Origin of the sequence: Chryseobacterium sp. S0630 (assembly GCF_024158915.1) — a bacterium.
In the GTDB taxonomy this organism is placed as follows: domain Bacteria; phylum Bacteroidota; class Bacteroidia; order Flavobacteriales; family Weeksellaceae; genus Chryseobacterium.
Map to the genome: position 1 here is coordinate 35,225 of NZ_JAMZGF010000024.1, position 23,560 is coordinate 58,784.

The 23,560-nt window shown below is 36.5% G+C and carries 27 protein-coding genes; 4 read left to right on the plus strand and 23 right to left on the minus strand.

Going from position 1 to position 23,560, the window contains the following annotated elements:
- Positions 1-9: 9 nt before the first annotated feature.
- Positions 10-918, minus strand: a complete 909-nt coding sequence (locus tag NK356_RS12440) for a 1-aminocyclopropane-1-carboxylate deaminase/D-cysteine desulfhydrase (protein WP_253317116.1) — start codon at positions 916-918, stop codon at positions 10-12.
- A 348-nt stretch (positions 919-1,266) separates the two neighbouring features.
- On the minus strand, positions 1,267-1,593 hold the full coding sequence (locus NK356_RS12445) for a hypothetical protein (protein WP_034695097.1): 327 nt from the start codon (positions 1,591-1,593) through the stop codon (positions 1,267-1,269).
- Positions 1,594-1,633: 40 nt separating this feature from the next.
- Here NK356_RS12445 and NK356_RS12450 point away from each other — a divergent pair, with 40 nt between their 5' ends.
- From NK356_RS12450 to NK356_RS12460, 3 genes are all read left to right on the plus strand, one after another.
- Complete coding sequence (locus NK356_RS12450; protein WP_034695095.1) at positions 1,634-1,813, plus strand: DUF5522 domain-containing protein; 180 nt, start codon at positions 1,634-1,636, stop codon at positions 1,811-1,813.
- Between the two features lie 5 nt (positions 1,814-1,818).
- Positions 1,819-2,346 (plus strand): DUF4136 domain-containing protein, encoded by a 528-nt coding sequence (locus NK356_RS12455; RefSeq protein ID WP_034695094.1) that lies wholly within the window; start codon positions 1,819-1,821, stop codon positions 2,344-2,346.
- Between the two features lie 349 nt (positions 2,347-2,695).
- Positions 2,696-4,486 (plus strand): endonuclease, encoded by a 1,791-nt coding sequence (locus NK356_RS12460; protein WP_051934300.1) that lies wholly within the window; start codon positions 2,696-2,698, stop codon positions 4,484-4,486.
- 184 nt (positions 4,487-4,670) lie between these two features.
- Here NK356_RS12460 and NK356_RS12465 read toward each other — a convergent pair whose 3' ends face one another.
- The 17 genes from NK356_RS12465 to namA all read right to left on the minus strand — a co-directional run bounded on the left by NK356_RS12465 (position 4,671) and on the right by namA (position 20,514).
- Positions 4,671-5,390, minus strand: a complete 720-nt coding sequence (locus NK356_RS12465) for a hypothetical protein (RefSeq protein WP_253317117.1) — start codon at positions 5,388-5,390, stop codon at positions 4,671-4,673.
- A 106-nt stretch (positions 5,391-5,496) separates the two neighbouring features.
- A complete protein-coding gene (locus NK356_RS12470) occupies positions 5,497-6,150 on the minus strand; it encodes a hypothetical protein (RefSeq protein WP_034695091.1) in 654 nt (217 codons plus the stop codon).
- A 17-nt stretch (positions 6,151-6,167) separates the two neighbouring features.
- Positions 6,168-6,545 carry a hypothetical protein gene (locus NK356_RS12475; protein WP_034695089.1) on the minus strand — a complete coding sequence of 126 codons (378 nt, stop codon included), beginning with the start codon at positions 6,543-6,545 and terminating at the stop codon, positions 6,168-6,170.
- Entirely contained in the window at positions 6,529-7,002 is a 474-nt protein-coding gene (locus NK356_RS12480; protein WP_253317118.1) for a LemA family protein, read from the minus strand. Before NK356_RS12480 ends, NK356_RS12475 begins: the two co-directional genes overlap by 17 nt.
- An 86-nt stretch (positions 7,003-7,088) precedes the next feature.
- Complete coding sequence (locus NK356_RS12485) at positions 7,089-7,871, minus strand: hypothetical protein (RefSeq protein WP_034695085.1); 783 nt, start codon at positions 7,869-7,871, stop codon at positions 7,089-7,091.
- Between the two features lie 68 nt (positions 7,872-7,939).
- Positions 7,940-8,710 carry a hypothetical protein gene (locus tag NK356_RS12490; protein WP_034695083.1) on the minus strand — a complete coding sequence of 257 codons (771 nt, stop codon included), beginning with the start codon at positions 8,708-8,710 and terminating at the stop codon, positions 7,940-7,942.
- Between the two features lie 3 nt (positions 8,711-8,713).
- Entirely contained in the window at positions 8,714-9,301 is a 588-nt protein-coding gene (locus NK356_RS12495) for a hypothetical protein (protein ID WP_253317119.1), read from the minus strand.
- Between the two features lie 10 nt (positions 9,302-9,311).
- Positions 9,312-12,104 carry an OmpA family protein gene (locus NK356_RS12500; protein WP_034695080.1) on the minus strand — a complete coding sequence of 931 codons (2,793 nt, stop codon included), beginning with the start codon at positions 12,102-12,104 and terminating at the stop codon, positions 9,312-9,314.
- Between the two features lie 11 nt (positions 12,105-12,115).
- Positions 12,116-12,604: a DUF4280 domain-containing protein gene (locus NK356_RS12505; protein ID WP_034695078.1), complete on the minus strand. Its 489-nt coding sequence runs from the start codon at positions 12,602-12,604 to the stop codon at positions 12,116-12,118.
- A 29-nt stretch (positions 12,605-12,633) separates the two neighbouring features.
- Positions 12,634-13,677, minus strand: a complete 1,044-nt coding sequence (locus NK356_RS12510; protein ID WP_253317120.1) for a hypothetical protein — start codon at positions 13,675-13,677, stop codon at positions 12,634-12,636.
- Between the two features lie 57 nt (positions 13,678-13,734).
- Positions 13,735-15,147, minus strand: coding sequence for a DUF2235 domain-containing protein (locus tag NK356_RS12515; RefSeq protein WP_253317121.1), 1,413 nt, complete (start codon positions 15,145-15,147; stop codon positions 13,735-13,737).
- Between the two features lie 34 nt (positions 15,148-15,181).
- On the minus strand, positions 15,182-16,156 hold the full coding sequence (locus NK356_RS12520) for a DUF2931 family protein (protein WP_253317122.1): 975 nt from the start codon (positions 16,154-16,156) through the stop codon (positions 15,182-15,184).
- Between the two features lie 61 nt (positions 16,157-16,217).
- Positions 16,218-16,388: a hypothetical protein gene (locus NK356_RS12525; RefSeq protein WP_156106421.1), complete on the minus strand. Its 171-nt coding sequence runs from the start codon at positions 16,386-16,388 to the stop codon at positions 16,218-16,220.
- Position 16,389: 1 nt separating this feature from the next.
- Positions 16,390-18,321 carry a type VI secretion system Vgr family protein gene (locus NK356_RS12530; RefSeq protein WP_034695071.1) on the minus strand — a complete coding sequence of 644 codons (1,932 nt, stop codon included), beginning with the start codon at positions 18,319-18,321 and terminating at the stop codon, positions 16,390-16,392.
- Positions 18,322-18,468: 147 nt separating this feature from the next.
- Positions 18,469-18,873 (minus strand): type VI secretion system tube protein TssD, encoded by a 405-nt coding sequence (gene tssD, locus NK356_RS12535; RefSeq protein WP_034695070.1) that lies wholly within the window; start codon positions 18,871-18,873, stop codon positions 18,469-18,471.
- A 283-nt stretch (positions 18,874-19,156) separates the two neighbouring features.
- Positions 19,157-19,432 (minus strand): DUF2752 domain-containing protein, encoded by a 276-nt coding sequence (locus tag NK356_RS12540; protein ID WP_034695069.1) that lies wholly within the window; start codon positions 19,430-19,432, stop codon positions 19,157-19,159.
- Between the two features lie 29 nt (positions 19,433-19,461).
- Entirely contained in the window at positions 19,462-20,514 is a 1,053-nt protein-coding gene (gene namA, locus NK356_RS12545) for an NADPH dehydrogenase NamA (RefSeq protein ID WP_253317123.1), read from the minus strand.
- A 100-nt stretch (positions 20,515-20,614) separates the two neighbouring features.
- On the opposite strand from namA, the gene NK356_RS12550 reads away from it, so the two are divergent.
- Complete coding sequence (locus tag NK356_RS12550) at positions 20,615-21,097, plus strand: cytidine deaminase (RefSeq protein ID WP_034695067.1); 483 nt, start codon at positions 20,615-20,617, stop codon at positions 21,095-21,097.
- 595 nt (positions 21,098-21,692) lie between these two features.
- On the opposite strand, the gene NK356_RS12555 is transcribed toward NK356_RS12550, so the two are convergent.
- The 4 genes from NK356_RS12555 to NK356_RS12570 are packed head-to-tail and all read right to left on the minus strand — an operon-like array spanning position 21,693 to position 23,558.
- Positions 21,693-22,004, minus strand: coding sequence for a barstar family protein (locus tag NK356_RS12555; protein WP_034695066.1), 312 nt, complete (start codon positions 22,002-22,004; stop codon positions 21,693-21,695).
- Positions 22,001-22,624, minus strand: a complete 624-nt coding sequence (locus tag NK356_RS12560) for a Zn-dependent protease (protein ID WP_253317124.1) — start codon at positions 22,622-22,624, stop codon at positions 22,001-22,003. The genes NK356_RS12555 and NK356_RS12560 overlap by 4 nt, the downstream gene beginning before the upstream one ends.
- Before the next feature lie 41 nt (positions 22,625-22,665).
- Complete coding sequence (locus NK356_RS12565; protein ID WP_253317125.1) at positions 22,666-23,004, minus strand: GIY-YIG nuclease family protein; 339 nt, start codon at positions 23,002-23,004, stop codon at positions 22,666-22,668.
- 50 nt (positions 23,005-23,054) lie between these two features.
- The gene (locus tag NK356_RS12570; RefSeq protein ID WP_034695064.1) at positions 23,055-23,558 is read right to left on the minus strand and encodes a ribonuclease domain-containing protein; all 504 of its coding nucleotides are present in this window, start codon (positions 23,556-23,558) and stop codon (positions 23,055-23,057) included.
- Between the last annotated feature and the right edge of the window lie 2 nt (positions 23,559-23,560).

A 23,560-nucleotide genomic window follows, 5' to 3' on the forward strand; every position in this document is an offset into this window, starting at 1 on the left:
CAATTTTACTTATATAATTAAATTTCTATTCTGTTTTTCTAACAGCAGATTCGCTCCTTCAATTCCCTGTAATCCACCAGTGTGAAAGCATAAAATCTTACTGTTTTCAGGAAAATATTCTTCTTCTATCAATTCAAAAACCTTCTCCATCATTTTCCCTGTATAAATCGGCTCCAAAGGAATACCGTACCTCTCCTTGAAATCATTGATAAAACGGACGTTTCCATCACTTATTTTACCATAACCTCCAAAACATGAATCTATTAGATTAAAATTATGTCTCAAAGTTAATTCAAAAATTTTATTTTCCAGTGAAGCATCGTTAACGGCCTTAAATCCTATAACTTTCTGATTCTCTTCACAAAATTTTGAAATTCCTGCAATGGTACCTCCGGTTCCAACTGCGGTGCAAAGATAGTCAAAATCTTTTGTTTGTTCGTTGAGCATCATTTTCACCCCTTCTACAGCCTCTTCATTAGTACCTCCCTCAGGAACTATTAATGCTTCAGGAAACTCCTGCTGAAGGAATTCCGTGAGTTTTTCTTTGTGTCGGTATTCTTCGCGGGTGACAAATTTCAGGTTCATTCCATTTCTTTTCGCAAAAAGTAAAGTGGGGTTATCCCGCCATTTATTCGCAAGCTCTTCTCCTCTGATAATGCCCAATGTTGAAATCCCCGCCAGACTTCCTGCAGCTGAAACTGCGGCAATGTGGTTGGAAAAAGCGCCGCCAAAAGTGATGATATAAGGATTATCAGGATTCTTTTCCAGATAGTGATTTACATTGTGAAAGAGTTTCCAGTATTTGTTTCCTGAAATTAACGGATGAATCTGATCTTCCCTTTTAATGAAAAGCCTTACTTTTTTATGAATTGGAATTTCCTGGATGGAAACAGGTTCTGTGGGAAGTTTTAATAACATTTCAGTTTTACGACTCAAGGTTTATTCTTTGCAAAATTAGGAAAAGATTTATTGTTGTGAGGGTTTTCTTTTCTCCCACAGATAACACGGATTTTCACAGACGTTTTTTTTTGATTTTTTGTGATGCGGATTATTTAGTTGTAAGCTTTGGTTAAAACCGAATGAATATTGATTTATTTGATAAGCGGGCTAAAGCCCACTCCTACTGAATATTAAATGTTGACTACAGAGAATATTGAAATTAAAGTATAAAATATAAATTCCAAAACCAAGTTCCCAAAACTCAAACCTCAAAACACGAAACTCGAATCCCGAAAACACGCAACTCATCATTCATAATTTATAATTTCAAAGGTATTTTCTGAAGTTCCAGAATTTTCTTTTTTTAAGGTAATTCAGGTTATTTTCATTAGTGTAGGCTTCTCTTTCAAAGGAAATTCTTCTGTAAGCAAGGTAGCCGTCTTTGAGTTTGAAAAACCAGTAATAATATTCAATAACATAGAAAATGTAGAAGAAAATAATGAGCATTTCCAGTTGTTGCCGTAAATGGATTTTTTCGTGATTGATCAATACATTATTTTCCTTATCTTCGGGTTTCCTAATGAAGATAAAGGGAAAGAGAGCAATGCCATTAATTTTTAATTTTTTTAAGGGCTTTTGGCATACAATTATCATAGTAACAAATATAAAAAGTTTTTTGACTAGCATTTAACTTATGGCCCATTATGACATCAAAGAAGGTGAAGACTTCTACTATAATGAACAGGGGTACAAGGTTTTTACAGAAAAATTCCATCTGAAAAGAGGATATTGCTGTAAAAGCGGCTGCAGACACTGTCCTTACGGGTACGATAAAAAGACTGATACATTCATTAAAAGTGATAAAAAAAAATAAATAAAATGAAAAAATATATTTTTATTTTGTTGGCATCTGCTACTTTAGGCTTAACTTCTTGTAGCCCATTTCAGGTACGTTCAGATTATGCTGAAACCGCCAATTTCAATTCTTATAAAACGTATAAAATAAGAATTGATGATCTGAAACTGAATGATATTGATAAAGACAGAGTGCTGAATGAACTGTCGAGACAGCTTCAGAGCAAAGGACTTCAGTCCGGAGAAAACCCTGATCTGATTATCAACGTAAAAGCAAATCATAAAAAAATCACTGACATCAATTCTTCTTCTCCTTACGGAATGTGGGGATGGGGCGGACCATTCGGATGGGGTGTTGGCATGAACAGAACATGGACAACGAACTATAACGAAGGCGCTCTGATTGTTGATCTTATTGATGCAAGAAGCAACAAATTGGTTTGGCAGGGTATCGGAAGCGGAATTTCTGTAGATTCTCCAAAAGCAAAACAGAGACAGATTCCTGAGATTATGGCTGAGATTATGAAAAATTATCCACCACAAAGAAAATAAGATTTAAGTCATCCATTATATAGCCGGTATTTTGTACCGGCTTTTTTTATGTTGGCTGTTTTCTCCAATAATATGGGCGTTCTCAGATTAGGCTTTTTGGGATTTTAATGAACTGAGTAATAAGTTTTAAGTTTTGGCTGAAGCCCTATGGATTTTAATTTATATGATGAATGGGCTAAAGCCCATTCCTATTGAATTAAAAACATATACCGATATTTGATCACAGCATTACTCATTACTCATTACTCATTATGTATAGCATACAGTGCATTCAAAATTAACAATTTTGTAATTTTTTATTCACAAAAATTGTGGTATTCTTGCTGAAACTTTATATTAAATATTAATTATGAAAAAAATCATTTTATTTTCTGTATTTGCAGGACTAGCCCACGCTCAGGCTCCTGCAGGATACTACAATTCTGCCAATGGACTGAGTGGCGCAGCACTGAAAACGGAATTAAGCAGTATTATCACCAACGGACATATGGATAGAGGTTACAGTGGACTTTGGACAGCGTACAAAACCACTGATATTGATAAAGACTACGAAAATGACGGGACTATCCTTGATATTTATTCTGAAAAGCCTGCAGGTAGTGATCCTTACACCTATACTCCAGGATCTGATCAGTGTGGAACGTATTCTACTGAAGGAAATTGTTATAACAGAGAACATATTGTTCCTCAAAGTCTTTTTAATCAGGCTTCACCAATGGTTGCGGATATTCACTTTATCAGAGCTACAGACGGTAAGGTAAATGGGATGAGAAGTAACTATCCTTTTGGAAAGGTAGGAAGTGCTACTTTTACTTCACTGAATGGATCAAAGCTTGGAACTTCTGCTTCTTCAGGATATTCAGGAACGGTATTTGAGCCGATTGATGAATTTAAAGGAGATGTGGCGCGTATGATTTTTTATTTCGTAACACGTTACCAAAGCAAGCTTTCAACGTTTTCATCAGGAAATATGTTAGGAAGTTCTACTTTCCCGGGATTACAGACTTGGGAACTGAATGTTCTACTGGCATGGCATAATCAGGATCCTGTTTCTCAGGCTGAGATCAAAAGAAATAATGCTTCATATACTTTCCAGGGGAATAGAAACCCTTTCATAGACAACCCGAATTATGTTAACCTTATCTGGGGTTCTCAGCAGCCTTCAGGTGACACTCAGGCACCTACTGCGGCGACAGGTCTGAATGTTTCAGGAACAACTTCAAGCAGCATTTCTCTTTCATGGAATGCTTCTACCGATAACGTAGGCGTAACAGCTTATAATGTTTACATGAACGGAAGTCTGCAAACTACTACGGGTTCAACTTCTACAACCATTTCAGGACTTACTCCTTCCACAACTTACAGTTTCTACGTGGTAGCGAAGGACGCAGCTGGAAATTCTTCATCGAATAGTTCAACGGTTTCCGGTACTACTAATTCAGGAGGTACTACTCCAGGAACGAACTGTGCCAATGAAAATTTTGAAACAATCCCTGCAGCCAATTCTACGTATACAACCAGAACATGGAGCAACGGAGGTATTTCCTGGACAGCAACGGATGCAAGAACAGATCAAACTATTAACAATAAAGCGATTACGGTAAGAAACGGTTCTTTAACTTCCGGAAGCTCTGCGAATGGTATTGGATCTTTAACAGTGACTACACAACTTAAATTCTCAGGAACAAATGGTACTTTTGATGTAAAAGTAAACGGAACTACCGTAGGAACCATTCCTTACAGTACTTCATCTACAACTACGACCATTAACAATATCAACGTTTCCGGGAATGTAGTGGTAAGTCTGGTTAATAGTTCTGCAAGTAACAGAGTGGCTATTGATGATCTTGCATGGACATGTTATTCCGGATCAAGTGCAAGAATGGCTCAAAGTACAGCTACTGAAACAACTTCTAACAGTTTTAAAATTTCTCCAAACCCTATTACCAACCAGGAAATTTTTGTAAAAGGAGATCTTCAGAAGGTAAAAAAAGCTGAGATTTATAATCTTCAGGGGAAAACTCTTCAGACGATTGACCAACCTTTCAGAAATGGAAATTCTATTAAAACAAGAAATCTTGGTCAAGGAGTTTATATTTTGAAGCTGGATCAGGTGACGATGCAGTTTCTTGTAAAATAATTCAAATACTGATTTGATATAAAAATGCCGGTTCTTTTTGGACCGGCATTTATTTTTTTAAACTCTTGCAGATTTTGCTGATTGAGCAGATATTTTATTTTTCTAATGTTTTATTTTAGAGGGCAAAGAGGAATCAACCAAGTGATTTGACTAAGCGAATGTCCTAATTTCTTTGCTATATTCTTTAGTTCAGGGAGATTTTATCCAAATCCGGATAGCCTGATCCTTTCAGAAGGTCTTTCCATTCTTTATTTTTGAATACGAAGAGATTGCAACGGTATTCGTCCGGTTTATTATCTATTTTGGTTTCGCAATAGTAATAGAGCATATCTCTGTTTCTCCAGATGGCCACTTCCTGTCTGAATTTATTATGAGTCTGAATGATCTCATTGTCTTTAACTTCAGATTCAAATCCTTCACGGATGGTATCAAAGCAAGGTTTCTGAAGTGTTTTATTCAGATTATCCAGGAGTGCTGTTTTTTCCTGCTCTGTATAGATATCAAGCTGATACATTCCCAGCTCATCTTCTTTTTCGTTAGCAAGCGGGCCTATTTCCTGATCTACTTTTCCAAAATGCAAAAGGACTTTATTGATATTTTTATTATTCTTTCCTTCTAAATCTATCCCGTTAAAATGTAATAATTCTTTTGATGAAAAAGCCAGCTTTTCATTTCCGATCAGCGTAACGTCAGTGGTACGTACAGCATCCTTAGCCGTTGCTCCGGCAGATTTTAGGATTTCATTGATATTTTGTCCTACAGCAACTTTAGCAAGATTGAAGGGTTCTGTCTGAGTACTTCCCTGTGTTTCAACTAAAGACTCAGTCTCTTTATTTTTCTGATGGCCGCATGAAGCAATTGCCAAACAGACCATTGGTATTACTATATATTTCAATCTTTTCATAATGTTAGTGTTAGTATGCAGTTATCAATAATAGAACAGAAAAAAATTGATTCAAGTATCCACAGATGCTTTTTTATTTATTGCTTTCTGTTTTCAAACCCTGTATTTAGTTCATATATTTATACCATGGAGAAGCAGGAGGTGTAGGATATTTCAATCCAAAAACTGCATTATTACGGTAAGCATCTTTAGTCACAGAAATGTATTTATTTCTTATTTTCCCATCATCTTCAATAGAGATACTTAATATGGAATAGTTTTTCCCGTCATCCCAGAAGAAAGAAGTAGGATAGGTAAAGGAATTTTTCTCATTTTGATTCCAAGACACTTTTTCCGGAGAAAGTTTTTTAAGCTTTTCAAAAATAGGTTTTACCAGTTTAGCATCTACTGTTGCTTTATCAGTAATAGAAGCGGTAGGATTCCCATTCTTTTTTACTATTTTTTCTACAAATTCCAAAGAATATTTTTCGGCAGCATTGGTGTCCAGAGCTCCTACTTTTCCTTTGTATACGGTAATCCTTGTACCCATGGTATGATCTAATGGTATATTTCCATAGGTTACTCCTTTGTTTTCATCAGCATAATATTGAATGATATCGGCTTTTGCAGCATCTTTCAGAAATAAGTCTTTGTTTTCAAAATCATACTTCTTGGCATCTTCACCTAAGGAAACGGATGACAGATCAAATGATTTATTTCCACAACAGATATTGATCAATACTACAAAAATCAATACCAGCACTCTTGCTTTTTTCATCATGTTATATTTTTCTAAAATTACTGATTTTGTCTTTCCTTAATTATTTTAGACCAATCACTAAACATTTTGGTGATAGTATTAGCATTGATTAAACTGAAAAAAAACATTCCCATAAGTATCGTAAGCCAGCAATAGGTCAGCTTCACTCCATTTTTATCGGTAATAAAGAAAAGGATAAATATGGTGAGTGTTCCTACTATAAATGTAAAAAGCAAAGTATACATCAATACATGAATGATGTACATATTGAATTTCAGCTTTCTAAAGATCCATCCTATCACTGCCATCGGAATAAGCAGCAAAATGGGTACTAACATCGCTCCGAAAATGGTTGCTTCCGGGTAAGCAGCTATTTTGTCTTCTAATCCGAAAAAAGTATTAAAACTGAACTCCATTATATTGTTTTTCAGAATCTGTTATTTCCAGTAGTGTTTTGTCTTTATATGCCAATATTTTTGCCAGTATCACATTGGGAAATTCATGAATTCCGATATTATAAAGATTTACACTGTCATTGAAAAATTCTCTTCTGTCTGCTATTTTGTTCTCCAGGTCGGAAATTCTTTTCTGCAGTTCAAGAAAATTATTATTAGATTTCAGCTCTGGATAGTTTTCGGAAACTGCAAAGAATGAGGAAAGCGCTTTTGAGGTTTCATTGGCAATCTCGGTTCTTTTATTGGCATCAGTACTGTTATTGTAAAAAGTTCTGAGCTCTGTAAGGCGGGAAAGAAGCTTTTCTTCATAGTTCATAAAGTGTTTGGCAACGGTGACAAGATTGGGAATCTCATCTGCGCGTTGTTTCAGCACTACATCAATATTTCCATAGGATTTATCAACATTAAATTTGAGCATGATCAACTTGTTGTACAGATTGATCAAAAAACTTATAATAACTACCCCAAGCAGGATAAGTAATATAATTGCAACAGTCTGATTCATTATTGTATAAGTATATAAATAATTATTAACAGGATAACTGAAAAGGTGAACATAAATGATCTCAACAATGGCTGATATTTATTCCAAACCGTAATTCCTGATGATGAAGTAATCCCGAGGATTTTATAATGTTCATCTTTTCTGATGAAAGGGATTCCGTTTCTGGAATCGGCATAGCCCACCAAAAGCATCTTCTGACCATCTTTTAAAAGAGTTTCTTTGTACCTTTTACCGCCATGGCTGCTTACATTGGTTTCTTCCAATAAAACCAGCTCTATTCCTTCCGGTTCTACTTCTATGATTCCTGTGTCATCTTTTACCCGGAAGACATTGCATTTCGTTTCCCTGTGAATGGTTCTGTAACTTTCTTTACCGTCTGAATCTCTGTCAATATCTTCAATGGTATAATAATATCCGATGCAGGATTCATTATTTACTGGTGAAAATAAGGGATTCATCACCATTAATGTTCCTTCAATCTCTGCCAGTCCTTTTGCTACAGAATGGATCTTAGAGGTTGGCAGTGAGGATTGCAGGCGTAAAAAACGTTTTGAAGCAGTAGGCTTCATTAAAACAATAAAGATGAAAACAAAAAAAAGTAAAGGAAAAAAAACGAGGGCTTTTTCCGCATAGCTGTCATAATTATTGGAAATTTCAGAAGCATATTCATGCAGCGGCATTCTATCTTTGAAAATAATCCACAGAATAAAATAAATAAAGCCTGCAGCAATTATTCCTAAAATACTATATGCAATGTATGGTTTTCCCTTTTTTACTTCCATCTATTTTATTCTAAAATCTGGTGGAAATATCTGAATTTTGTTTCAGTATTTCTTTCTATTAAAGATTGCTATATAATCTCAAACTCATCCTTCCCCTCTGGGATATAAAATGTTATGGGCAGAACTAATTCCTCCTCACTTTCCGGATTTTCCAGACGTAATGCAGACATCATATCTGTACATTTTAACGCGGCCAACTTTCCATATGCTGAATATTCTACCTGAATATCATCCGGAAGGCTCTGTGCTTTGTATCCATTCTGCATATCCGAAATGATACTCTGCATCCTGCCTTCTGCCTGGCTTTTGCTAAGATACATGGCTAAAGCGTTATTATTTTCTCTTTTTTGATATTGTGCTATGAACGAACTGTAATTGCCGCCATTAATCAGCTTTATAATTTCGTTATACTTTCTGATTAGTTTTTCTTTAACGTCGAACTTAACGTCTTTAAGGTTCATTCCGTTTTGCCATGCCTCCAATTTATAAGGTACATCTGCTTCAAATGTACTTGCATGTCCTATAAAAGGTATGTTTTTATCGGGTTTTTTGGTAAAATATTCATCAAACTGTTTTACAAAAGCGTATTCTCCGGAAGCCATATCATAGAGATTCACTCTGTATCTTATGTAAGAATCTTCGTGTAACTCCTGATGCCCGTCCATGGGAAGTCCTTTCACTTCAATCGTTTGTTTACCTCCTTCCAGAATAAGATGATTGATGGGAAAATCTGATCGGGTTTGTCCCTCAATACTCAATGAAATTAATTCCACATCATTAATTTTGATCTGAAATGAACACATTACCGCACTAAAATCTATTTCGTAATAAGGTTTCATTTTTTATTTTTTAGGATAAGCAAGGGTAAAACTGTCTAAGATGGAGAAAGTGCCGGCATCTGAAGAATTCTCCACTCTGGTTCCTTTCTTTACTACAATCAGTTTGGTATTGGTATATTTTGTATTGTCCTGTGTCAGTTCCTGAGTTTGGGTTAAAAATATCCATTTATTTTTAGCTGATGCATCCCAGAAATAAGCAATTCCTGTTTTATCAGTGGATCTTTTTTCCGGGTTACCATAGGTTTTAGTCAAATAATCAATCAGCTTTTTCCCTTCGTCTTCTTTAGCAAGGTTCAGTATAAATCCCAGATATTGATTATTCTGATAAGAGTTTACAAAAAGCGCAAGGTTGTTGTTGGAATAATCATATCCTTTGGGTACGGTATATTCGGAAAATGATACTGTTCCCAGCTTATAGTTTTTAATATCAGCCTGTTTATATGATAATAACCCGTAATTGGCTTCTGTTTCTTTTTCTCCCTTCGTAATATTATCCGATACTTTTTTATCAAATTTTAAAGATTCCAGATCGGTTTGTCCGTTGCAGGACACAATAGCCAAAAAGCTAAATAATAAGATAAGATTTTTCATTGTATGAATATTAATCATTTTTAATCAACGGAATATTTGCACTTATTCCAAATAAGGACTCTAATTCTTTTATCACATCAAAAGGAGGAATTACATTTTTAAAGTCCCCTTTAGCAATTTCATATTTCCCATTTCTGCTTTCCTCCACTTTATGTTTATTTTTTGCAATTTTAATAGCAAGACCTACACTTATTGTGACTACATATTGGGCATCAAGACCGTCAAATCCGAGAACAGGACGGTAATAAAGTCCTTTTTCATCATAGTTGATACCATGTCCATAGGTTATGGAAGCACTTCCGGATGCTGATGCTTCAAAATAAGCTTCTGCTTTTATAACAGCCAGTGAAACTTCTCCCTGAATTTTCACTCCTACTTTCAATTCCAGTTTAAGTTTACTCTTACTTGAGACTTTAAATTCGGAATCTTTGAGTTTTCCTGCCGTATTAAATTTAAATTCGGATTCCACTTCTATCGTACTGGAAATAATAAGGTCCATAAAGATATCAACGGATGCCTTAAAGCCTGCATTATCATTCCCTACATCAATTCCGGATTTCAGTTTTCCCTGAATTTCCTGATACAGTCTTGTTACTCCCGGCGCAGCTGTTCCTCCGCTTACCGCTCCGGAAATACCAAATACCAGAGCTCCCAGAAGATCAACTGTCATTTCCAGACCAATCAGCGGATTTGCTTTCAAACTTATAGCTACATCTGTACCAATAATGGCATTATTATCTTTAGGATGCTTTAAAAGCCAATTACCGGACAGCTCCATATTGGGAGGTTTCACGGCAAAACTTACCGGAATTCCCTTAGGAGAAATGGAACGTACTTTTCCTTTGGCCTGATTAAGAACTCCATCTGACAATGCTCCTATGGCAGCAAATGTATCATATATTTTTTTAAACTTGGTTTCGTATTGATATTTTAGCTCTTTTTCCTGCTGATCATTGTTCCATTTTGCCTTTAAACTAAATGCCAGTGAAGCGTCTTTTTGTTTCCATCTTTTTTCTGCTCCCATTTTGCCTGCTCTTTTCTGCAGTTCTTTATGTTCATGGGGATCCATATTCATCCACTTTACGCTAAGATCATTGGTAAGGTTCAGCGTAAAGCTCAAAGTCCAGTTGATATCCGGATAGGCTTTTATCAATACCGTGGTCCTTTTCTCATTGCTATAATATCTGCAGGTATGAACATGCAGATGAAACTGATTCGGATTTGTCCCTGCAGGCCAGATATATTGTATAGGAAGAGCATTAAATTGAGATAAATCTGAATATACTCCATAAGTAAAGGAAGGTGTCGTAAATGTTTTTACGGTATCTCCTTTATCGATTGCCTGTCCTACATCTACAACCTGAATCTGTTTTTTATGTTTTCCTTTGCTGTCTCTGAAACACTCATTGGTTTGAAAACCTGTGACATCAATGATCAGGTTTTTCTTTGTAGAGACATCTGGTGCTGTTACTTCATAATGGATGGTCTGTGCATCATGGGCATTAAAAACAAATGAGATATCTACTCTACGGTTATTTTCATAGTCTTTCTCATTTTTGTATTTGATATTGTCTCTTCCCATTTTATCATCGGTAGGATCTACTTCTCCTTTTCCTACTGAGATTATTCTTCTGGGATCTAATCCACCATCGGCAAAGAATTTTTTGACAACATCTGCTCTTCTTTGGGAAAGTCCTTTGTTGTAATTTTCTTTTCCTATGACACAGGCATAGCCGCTGAGATTCATGGTGGCATCTTTATGTTCCAGAAGGAATTTAAGGACATTATTAAGAACCGCAACGCCATCTTTATCAATGACTGTGGAATCAAATTTATAATAGATTGTTCTCTGAATATGTTCCTGAAGGGCAGCAGACTTTAGCAATTTGACACCGTTTCCATTGTCAAACACTTTAACGGTTGTATTGCTGGCTTTTCCGTCCTTGGTTTCATTTTCAGTAATCTTGATCACTTCAAACTTACAGGGCTCAAGTCTGACAGAGTTTACATCCGGTTTATAGACTTTGGTTGGCGTCTGGTTCTGTGCTCCATTGGTATTGGTAGTAGCCACTTTATTTTTTACATTCAGATAGATGGCATGAAGGTCATCACCCAATTTATCTTTGATGTATTGTTTGGAAGCAACATCTTTCACTTTAACATAGAATTCCTCTACATTCTGGATATTATCTACATAGGCCATCCAGGCGAAGGTATTTTCTATTTTCAGATTGACTTCACCATCTATTACCTGTACATTATTGTAGGTATGGACCAGTTTATCTGCTTTTGCTGTCTGCTGATTCCAAAGTTCGATACTGACTGTATTTCCATTCAGACCTTCTGTCATCAGGTTCAGGTGTACAATGTGTCCGTAGGAAATGTATTCGCTCTTTTTATTGTTTTTGATGCTTTTGCTGTTTTTCTGTGTAGACCATTTGCTGCTCACAATTTTGGGGTCACACCAGCCTTTTACAAATATCCCTGTGTTACTTTTAGTATCTCTTACTCCAGAAAGACTGGCTTCAATATAAAACTGATAGCTTCCACAGAACTGTTTGCCAATTAAAAATTTATATCCGGTAGCAGAAGTGATCTGATTGATGATAATTTTTTTGCTGCTGTTCTGTCTCATCCAGGTGAGCGGTTTCTTTTTGTCTGCATCTGTAGTTCCAGGCAGCCAATCATCAACCCCGAACTGTACCCACTGATCCGGCTTAATGGTAATCCTCTGTCCTAATACAGACATTTTGGGATAGTACAATCCGCTTACAACTTTTATTTTTTTAACGCCTTTTGCCATTTTCTTATCATTTAGATTGCACCATCCTGCCCTCCTCCTGAAGGCTGTTCGTTATACATTTCCTCGGAATCTACCAACGGATTGATCTGCTGCTGAACGTCTTTGTCAGCATTTTTAAAGTTCTGCTGGCTGGCTTCTGCTCTCTGCCCATGGTCTATAATCTCAATGCACGGCGTTCCGGCAATAGCACAAACGGCCTTGCTGTCTTCTACAATGATGTATCCGCCATTGCTGAGCTGTACTTTATCATAGAACTTCTGCCATTCTGTAACCATAATTTTGCATGGAGGTGGTGGCACTCCCATTTTGGTACAGTTTCCGAATGTATTTTTTTCAAATGTGGCGGCTCCTATTTCTTTCGTAGTGACGATCAGTTTTTTGGAAGCGCTTTTATCATTGGCATATTCTTTTTGATGTGTAAGTACTTTCAGCTTGTCCGGCATCTGCCCGAACTGGCATTTGCATAGGGCGCCCTGTACTACAATATGTTTTTCTGCCATATTAATTTTATCTTTAGTGAAATGGTAATTTAGTTTTCATCAATTCCTGAAACTGATACTGAAATCTTTTTCTCTTCCTGCAGCATGATACTGCATTCCAGGTAAAGAGATTCCGGAAGTGACGTTTCTCCTTTCAGATAACTTATGAGTCTGAAAGTTCCTTCTTCATTCATCACAGGGTCGTCTTCTATGATCAATGAAAAAGGTGATCTTCTTATAAAATCATCAATATTTCTTTCTTCATATAATTTTCCTGACCCTTCTATGGTGATCAGGCCTGTTTCCTGTTTTAACGGATCTGTTTCCAGTATCAATTTATAGCTGGGTTCAATCGCATTGTCTAGTACAGGAAAGGTTGTTGTTATCTCTGTTTTAAATTCCTTTCCGAAACTTTGATATATTCCAAAGAATAAAGTACGGATGAAGTAATCATTTTTAAGGTAAAGACTGATCGCTTCAGACTGGCTGATTACTTTTTCAATCTTTCCGCAGTATTCGTCTACGGTTTCGCCTTCAAATTCTTTATATAATTCTTCTTTTACAGCGGTCCATCTTTTAGAAAATTCCTCAGCATTTTCTACTGTTTCGAATTTCCCATGTTCATCTGTGCTGATCTGTAAAGGATATAAAACCTTAGATGTTCTGTACGCCAGCAGATCTGCAATTTCATTCACTTCCTCTTCGTTAAGATAAAGGTTGGACGTTCTGTCTATCTCAAAAAAATGATGTCCTTTTTCTGTTTTCAGCCAGCGAACTGATGTTTCATATTTTAATTCGCTTTTATGTTCTCCTTTTTCAATGGTAATGACTACGCTGTATCTTCGCACTGAAGTTTCCGGCTGAAGAGTAAGACTGTTTCCTCTTCCGAATTTTACTAAAAGATTTTTATCTGCCACTGCAGTTCTCGGAACAAAAAGTTCTTTCTGCCCGTTAAGATTGATCAGAATCATATCCTTCACCGCACAGTGGTTATTATGGAAGTGTTTTAATGCATCTTTATCAAGTCCGTACAGCGAGGCTATACTTTTTAAAGTTTCATCTTTCTGGACGGTATGTATGTTATATTTCTGCATAAAATGTTCCTGCTTCAAATTCTTTCTTTGGATAGTATCTTTTTTAAAAATTTAATTCTAATGGATAACTCTTGTTCTGTTCGGTCTCGGATCCATACCGATCTTTTCCCTTCTTGCTGACCAGTGAAGGTAATGAAGACGAAGGAATCTCAAATCGTTCTGTTCTTTTACTTCTTTCTGATAAGCATCCTGACGGTTTTCCGGGACTTCGTTTCCACCATAGGCATCACGCAGTGCTTTAAAATGTTTGAAGGCATAAGGTTTGCCATTTCCCATCACATACGTTCTGAGACGGTCTTTTATTCCTATTAAAAACTGATCATTCAAAATGGAATATTTATCATCAGTCATTTTTTTTAAGATGATAGGAAGATTTTTCTCAATGCCGTATTCAGCCATAAAATGTAGAGGAATATAGCTGTAAGTTTTCAGCAGGTAACGGGATCCTCTCAATGATAAATAGAATCCGGGAGTAATGGTAAGCATATCTTTTTCATACCAACCTTCGGATACAAGTTCTACTTTTAATGCTTCTAATTTGGAACTTGTTGTCCAGGACGTTTCCACCTCTTCCCATGTTTCCTGTCCGTTTTCATAAGCTCCTCCAACGTCACAGTGTACACCAGGAAATGTTTTTTCAGTTCCGATATGTACTCTTGTAAGGTCAAAGTTTTCTCTGTGTTCATTTTCTGCGATGAAGTGAACTACAGTCTGGGCTTTTCCGATATCGTTCAGGCTTAATTCTTCTACGTCATTGCTGAAATTGGGCATTGGTGACAGATATTTTGAATAAGAAGAAACGGTATCGTAAATTCCCAGAAATCTTACTTTCAACACATCTACTTTGAGTCCTGCTTCTTCGAGTTTAAGGCCAAGATGTCCCCATTTTGGAAGTTCTTCTGAAGCAACACTTTTTCCATCATCATCGGAATATGTTGTCACTGAAACCGCTTCGTTGGCAACTGTGCGTGAAGTGGCTTTATATTTTGCTCTTCCGATTTCGTATACAAAATTACGGGCAGCAGCGGCTCCACGGCTGAAACCGAATACATCGAAAGTAAGAACCGCAATTTTATCAGCTTTTTTTTCTGCTTTAATGGTTTTCACCTTCTTTACAATCTCTTCACAGCCTTTTCTCACCTTTGCTCTGATCCCGGTATCTCCGGTTCCGAAAGCATATCCAAGGGTAGCATCTCCTTCTTTATCCTGTGTACCGATTCCTTCTATATAAATCCCGAAGTTTTTATCATAGTTATCCCACATGCGGGCAACATTACTCCAGTCATTATTATAACTGGTATTGTCTGTATCTTTTCCACCGTGTTTTTTATGGGCATCTGTTCCCTTTTTTCTTTCGTCCGTATTGGTTTTATTATTCAGGGTTCCGTCAAAAAAAATCCCAATGGTAATATCCAGTACTTCCTCTTTGGATACAGATGGTGTATAACTTCCAAATTGATTGTTGTGCATAGTTCTTGTTTTTAAATTGACTGATTGAATGTAATTATTCTATCTTACGGGATACCCTGATTTTTGCTTTGGTAACGGCCAGTTTTTCTTTTTCAGATTCTAAAGACACTAAAACTTTGGTATTGTCTTCGTTTACTTTAATGGTCAGATCAATATTTTTGTCTTTTCCTGATTTCTGAAACAAATCAAATATTTCTTTATCATCAAAAGCGTCTATCCATACTGCATATCTGTTGTTATTTTTATCTTTCCAGTAAAAACCACAAAATCTTGGTACAGCTCTGCTTTTATAGGTATTCTCTTTTAAACTTTGGTCAAAAAGATTTTCCTGTTCTCCGTTATAATTGGTAAAACCGAAATCGATCCACGTGGCTCCTTCAGGAAGCTCCACAGCAGGTTTCCAGTTGTATTTCTCTCTGTATACATTATAAATATCTGCTGCAGGATAGCCTTCTTTTTCAATTTTCTCACGGACTTCCGGCTTGAATGTCTTGTAAGAAGGATCTTTAAGCATTCTGTCTGCAAAACCTTCCTTCAACATATACTGAGCATTATCGTATGCTTTTTCTTTGGTAATAATGGTATCATGAGCCTGAAAAGCACCTATTTCTTTCTGGTTTCCGGGACCTTTCATCCAAAGCACTACTCTTCCCTGCGGAGCTAGTCCTACCACAAAGGAATTGTAAGTGGATTTCTTTTTCGTATCCTGATCTACAAATCCTTCATCAAAAAGGCTTTTTATCTTTTCTTTATCCAGATTCCATTTTCCGGTGTAGAATTTATTTTCTACCAAGGAATACCATGTGAATTCCAGCTCATGAGGAGCATCCATTCTTTCGGTATTGACGTTCATGGTGCCTCCTTCTTTTCCCCATCCTGTATTCTGTGTTCCCCAGATGGCATCAAAGCCGTAAGTAAAATCATCGGCAACAATAGCTCCTTCATACACTTCCATCGGGTATTCCTGCGGTGCAGAAACGGTTCCCAGCCAACTGTATTTTTCTTCCATTTTTTTATTCTGACAATTCGTTAATGAAAAACACCCTATTAAAAGAATCAGCAGGTTGTACTTACTTATGACCATGGGACATAATCTTCTTATTACTTGCTAAAACCAGGTTATCTCTATGTGCTTCCACATTGATTTTCTTTGCTATTTTCTCAACCTTTTTTCCTACGCTCAGGTGGTAAGAATCTTTCACTGTGATGCGCAGATTGGTTGCTGTTTTGATGATCGCCATATCAGAAAAGTTTTGATTTTTCAGCACTGTTGAATTCTACAATCTTTCCGCTCTGCATGGTCATATTTTCCAGTTCGCTGAACATGGAAATTTCCCCTGCTATCTCGTTGGATGTTTCAGACTGTCTCTTGAATTCTTTTTCAATCATTTCCGTTCTGGTGTCGGAGGTTTCCGTAATGTCTCCCGAAGCGGTAAGTTTCATATCTTTTCCTGCTATGGAAACAATGTTATCATTCGCGGTACTGGTTATACTTGCTCCTGCTCCTATTGAAATTTCTTTTCCTGCAGTGATATTGATATTATCGCCAGCGTTTAAAGTAAAATTTTTAGGGGCTTTCATGCTTATATTCCCCTGTCCGTCCATGTAATAGGTATTTCCGCTTGGATCAAGGATGGTTACGCTTCCTTCTTCATCATTCATTAGAATCCTGATTCCGCTTCTGGTCTGGATGGATTTCAGATGATTGTTAACACCACCTCCTAAAGCAATGCCTCCGTGGAACATTCCTCCCATTACAAAAGGTCTGTCCGGATGACTGTGTACAAAATTAACCATCACCTGGTCACCTACTTCGGGAATGGCTACATAACCACGGTTTTGGGTAATCTGATCCGTTCCTCCTGCATCAGGGCTCATCATACGGATAAAATGAGTGGTATCATTGGTCTGCCAGTCAAATCTTACCTGGATTCTTCCTTGTCCTTCAGGATCTGTGTTGGAAATTACCGTGGCAGTCTGTGGCTCTGCTTTCGGAATGGTGTATTCCGGTTTTGGAAGAAAACCTGTATCTGCCGCAATTCCTACAAAACTTCCCTTGTAATGACCGATGGTATCAATTTCATGTTCTGCTTCAGTAATCATAATCCTTGTGAAATACGAGGTTTCATTAGAATCCTGTTTACGCATCTGGACATCTGCCACGCAACCTGGGTGCAGGAAAGGAACTGTTGTATTTCCTGAAATAGAAAAAACATTGACCGCTTCACTTCCAGATGCACTTTTCTGAGAGTATTCCACATCTAAGTGGGTAGTGGCTTTGATGGGAGCCATCTGTAAAGCCGGAGTCTTATAAATAGTTTCGTTATGACTGTATGCTGTTTTTGCAAGATCGCTTACATGCTTAATGGGTGTAGAACCGGAAGTCAGCCTTTCATTTTTATTACTGTTGTAACCGTAGAATTGAGGTTTCGTATGTACAGCTTTCAGCTCAACTTTTATTTCATTGGCACTGCTTCCGTAGGTAAGAATAATAGGTTTATTCTGAGTGGGAAGCTTTCCGAAATGTAAAACTTCACCATCATAGTAAAATTGTTCACTATAGGCCTCAGCCATTCTTGCCAGATAATTATAATGTGTTTCATCATACTGACTGCTATAGATAATCTGAGAAAAGTTATTGGCATCTACTCTGACATCAAATCGGCTTTTATCAATTCCCTGTTTGATTACTTCTTCAGCAATAATTCCTACGTTGACTGATTGATTACCTCCAAAACTCTGGATATGCGGTGCTCCGTCAAGAAGGATGGTAGGGCTAAAACCTGTAAGCACAATATTTCCTAAGCTCATATGCTCCTGACTGAATCCTACTCCGGTAATTACTCCTACAAAGGTTCTCTCCGGGCTGTTGTCAATATCTTTATAAGAAATAACGGCTGTAAGTCGTTTTCCAAGGAATTTATTGGCTTCTTCCAATGAATGGGTCTGTCTGTCTCCCAGAGTATCGTGTGCCAGTGTCAGCGTAAATTCGTGATGTCGTCTGGTACTTTGCTTAAGCTTGAAATGCTTATAGTACTTGATAATTTTCCCTTCTATGACAAGAGAGAGTTTTACCAGACGGTTGATACCTGTGTGATGGTTTTCGGAAATACCATCTGCATTCTGCGTCGGACGAAAAGACGTCGCTTGTGAGTTTCCAGGTGTATTTGACATATTTTTAGTGATTTGATTAGTTTTCTAAACGATTATTCAACAGAAAGAGAGTTTAAAAATGAAAACAAAAGATCCTGCAGAATATAGTCTTAGGTAAAAAAAGACCGTCTTATAAGGACAGTCTTTTATTTCTTACTCATGAAAGACTTAGCTCATTGGCCAAAGTCCGTCATAAGATGAATTTCCATACGTAATGCTTTCAGCACTTATTACAAAGCTGATCAGCATATTATTACTATCAATGGCATCGAAGTCTACTTCATGCTGGATTACATATCCGTTTTCCCATTTCAAAGAAATCAGTGTTCCTTCTTCATGAGATTTATTAAAGTTGATTTCTCCGCTTGTTGGTTTATATTTACTGTTTAATAAACTTTCTAACACATCAGATTTTTCTGTTGCTTCAATTGTTACTTTGATCAATGCGTTTGACGGGTCAGATGCTACACGTCCTGAAACATCTGTAGATCTTGACACGCTATAGTTAAGCTTTAACAACTTCTGACCTTCACCTCCATTGAATTTTAAGATTCCTCTTGAATTTCCTGCCATATTCTTAAATTTTAATCATTAACGACTCTTCCCTGATATAGGATTTATATAACAAAGATAGAGTTCATGTTCTAATTTAAAAAGTTTTTAGGGCACTGTTTCAGAAATTGTAGTAGTTCTACGACATTTTAAAATTCTATCCAACAAAATAATACAGGAATTTTAATCTAAGAAATCATATTTTATATTAAAATTTTTCTACACAAACTCCCATTAATCCATACAAGACAGAAAGTCAAAACACAAAACAACACTCACAACCAAATACTTAAACTCTTATAATTTAATGTTTATATATATACCCTGCTACCATAATAATAAGATTAACAATCACTAAAATCATTAAAATATTACCGTATTTTCTTTTTTTATCGATGAAACTCGCGCCAAGGATCAAAAAGAATAACAATAAGGTGTATACCGCCGGATACATTTGAAAAGCTTCTGAAAATTTCCCTTCAAATACCAATACGATTGCTCTCTGTGCACCACAGCCCAGACATTCTATCCCTAAAAACTTTTTACTGGGACAGGTAAGCATAAAATCATTGATATCCATTTCTGAGTTTTTTATGAATTTTCCATTGTCTAAGAAGAAATTTTGGCTCGGGTATACTGATGTGGGAAAAAGCAGTCTGCTTTCATTTCAAAAGACCCCTGAACAGCAATATATGGATTTCTAAGGATCTCTCTTGCCACAAAAATAAGATCTGCGTCGCCTTTCTGAAGGATTTCCTCAGCCTGCTCCACATTGGTTATCAATCCTACAGCTCCTGTCTTTACACCTGCTTCATTTCTCACCTGTGATGAAAAAGGAACCTGATAGCCATCAAAAACGGGAATTTTCGCTCCATGAATATTTCCGCCGCTGGATACATCCACAAGATCTACGGAATGTTCTTTTAAAATTTTTGCCAGTTCTACGCTACTATCTATATCCCAGCCATTTTCAGCATATTCCGTTCCTGAGATTCTTACAAAAAGGGCTGTATTTTCATCCAGTTCTTCGTTAACGGCATCTATAATTTCGATCAGAAATCTGATTCTGTTTTCAAAGCTTCCTCCATATTCATCTGTTCTGATATTGGAAAGCGGCGACAAAAACTGATGAATCAGATATCCGTGAGCTCCGTGAATTTCGATGACATCAAAACCTGCTTTTACGGCTCTTCGGGCTGCTTTTTTAAAATTCTGAACAATTTCCTTTACCTCATCTGTACTCAATACATGCGGAATTCTTTCCGTAGGATGATAAGGAATAGGGCTTGGAGCTACAGTTTCCCAACCTTCCTCCACAGGAATCTGTATATTATTCCAGGTTGACCCTTTTCTTCCGGCATGAGCCAGCTGAATTCCTATTTTACTTTCTGAGTTTTTATGGACAAATTCTACAATTCTTTGTAATTTCTCTGCCTGTTCATCATTCCAGATTCCCATGCAGTGATTGGTAATTCGTCCTTTCGGTTCTACTCCTGTAGCTTCTACAATCAAAAGACCGGTACCGCCCTGAGATCTGCTTCCGTAGTGTACAAAATGGAAGTCGTTTGCTTCTCCGTTTTCACAGGAATACATGCACATAGGTGACATGACCCATCTGTTTTTCAACTCTATATTCCTGAATTTTATTGGTGTGTATAACATTTTTGCTCTTAAAAAAATTGAACTTTTTGCCGGGAGAATAAAATATTGCCCACTTCATTAAAAAGAACTAATTTTACCCCCCTTTTTTAGTTGACAATATATGAAAAAAGACATACAGATCAGTTACGAATATTTTAAAAATAGCAGTGAGCTGAGTGATATAGAAAATAAACTATTTGAAAGAGCCAAAGAGGCTCGTGAGAATGCTTATGCACCTTATTCTCAATTTTTGGTAGGATGTTCCGTGTTATTGGAAAACGGAGAAATCTATTCCGGAAACAACCAGGAAAATGCCGCTTATCCATCAGGACTCTGCGCAGAAAGAACAACTCTGTTTTGGGTCGCTGCCAATTTTCCGGATGTGAAAATAAAAAAGATCTTTGTTGTAGGTGGTCCTAAAGAGTTTCACGAAAAAAATCCACCGATTCCTCCTTGCGGAGCTTGTCGCCAGAGTTTGATTGAATACGAAACCAAGCAGAATGAGAATATTGACCTTTATTTTTCAAGTATGAATGAAGAGGTTGTAAAAGTAAGTGCAGTAAAAGATCTGCTTCCTTTTTATTTTGATTCTACGTTTTTGTAAGAAAAAGCAAAAAGAATGCTACGGCAAAAAACACAAATCTATTTTTAGACTTTATGGCTTGATATTAAGTTTGTATTTTCTATTGCCAGATTTGTATAATAATATTTAGTTTAAAACCTGCAGTAATTCTGTAGGTTTTTTTATTGCTTTTTGTTGGAAATACGCAAGGATGCAAGGTTTTTTTGAGTTCTAAGTATTTTTAAGGCGCAAGAAAATCAGAGATTTTAAGTAGGGTAAAAGTATTTTTCATTACAATAGAAAATGTATTTCTAAATTTTATCGAAGATAAAATCTTTGCGCCTCTCAACATCATATATTTTACAATTTTTGCGTCCTTGCGTTTTACCAACATTAAAACACTCGTAGATTATACAGATCTTGTAAACCCTGCCCAAGTTTGAAACCTTGACAGGTTGTGAAGCAAAACTTCACATTGACTAGCCCTAAATAAGCGCTATAGTTAAATAAGATAAGAAACCTAACAGGTTTTGGAAACCTGTTAGGTTTGTATGTTAAAGAATAAAGATTTGAATGCTATAGAATAAGGATCAGCATAAAAAAAGCTGTTTCATACGTTGAAACAACTTTTTTATTATTATTCTTCAGATTCTACATCCTCATCGTCTTCATCTTCGTACTGCTCGAGATAGTAGCTAAAGCTGAAGTCTTCAACCTCTTCTTCCGCATCTTCCAGCGTGGTCAGCAAGTCTTCAAAAATCTCAAGCTGATCTACAGTCATGTTGACAAATTCTAAATGGAGGGGCATTTCCAGATCACCGCTAATGGTATCAAAAAGTGCATCAAGATTATCACCAAAATGCTCCGGAAGCTGGATTTTTTCCTTTAGCTGGGCGTAAAAATCTTCATAGTCACCTATGTCTGTAAAATCTATATATACTGTCTTCATATTGAATTAAATTTCCAATTTTTATTAATTAAAAAAGTTTTGCATTTTTTGCAGAAATCCGTTTCTTCATTGGTTGGATTCTTACCTTCTGCATCTCTCATAAAACACATTTTTTCCGGGCAATGTGGCAGCCCTTGTGTATGACCAAGCTCATGAATGGCTATTTTGTAAAACTGTTCATCCCGGTTTTCTTTGCTCAATCTGAAATTTGAAGCCACGCAAGCTTTTCCTGGCCTATACCCCAACCCCATGATTCCAAAGTCTTTTATCTTTCCTCTGGTAGCACTGATATCCTTTGCTGTAAGACCAATGGTAACAAAGCCTTCTTTTGTTTCCTTATTCAAAAATTTAATGATTGAATCAGCTCTATACCGGTTTCTCTCTTTATAATAAGTATTTTCAGGAAAGTCTATCGCTGCCAGAACTTTTACGTTCGGATATACATTTTTTATTCCTTCAGCTACTTTTGCTACAGTTTCATGATTAATATCTTTAAATGGCTGTATGAGGATTGTTATGGCTGGTTTTTCTACTTTTTCCTTTACCTCATTCTTCTTTTCCGAACATGAAAGCATCAGAAATAAGATGATGGTAAAGTAAAAAAGGCTATAATTTTTCAAAATTAAGATTTATAATAATTACAATGCAAATTATACATTGGTCATTGCGAGGAGCTATGCGCCGAAGCAATCTCAAAAACATCCATAATACTTTCAATATCACCTGTAAGGTCTTTCCAATCAGGATTTATACTATTGATTAAATCCAGTTTCTTTTGTCTTGAACCTGCTTTTATTTGTTTTTCTCTACATATAGCATCTCCAATTTCCTGAAAGGATTCCCAATACACAAGTATATACAAATTATATCTTGAAGTAAAACTTTGAGAATAATAGGACTCCTTATGCTGTTGAACACGTTTGGGCAGATTTGAAGTAACTCCTGTATAAAGAGTAGTGTGGTTTTTATTGGTCATGATGTAGACAAAACCCGCTTTCACCTGTGATTCTTTTTAGAGATTGCTTCGTTACTCCGTTCCTCGCAATGACATTACTGCTTTTCAAAACTTTTATAATGGTTTTTCGTAAGGTATACATCGCCATTTTGAGTATAGATGATACGATCAGCATTTCTTCCACCACAATGATAGTTTACATCTGCTTCAAAGTATCGTTCTCCATCCGGCAAAAGTCCTTCCCTGTTTCCGAATTTATCTCCACCAATCGCTTTTCCGGGAAGTACATCACACAAATTTCCTTGGGAAGGATTCCAGCCCTGTTTTCTTGCTTCATTTTTGGTGATATAATAATCCGGAAGCTTATGATTTTGCTTTACATAGCTGATTACCGTTTTCTCTTCTGTAAGCTGATCTATAGAAACCTGAGCAGATGAATTTCTCTCCGAAGAAGTACTTCCATAACTCACTGTTTCTTTTTTTGCAGAACCTGACTGATCTTTTTTATCTTCAATAAAGTTCCTGTAGACGTACATCACAGACATTCCGAAAAGAAGCCCCAGACATATAAAAAACACAGATCTTATTTTACCGTTCATAG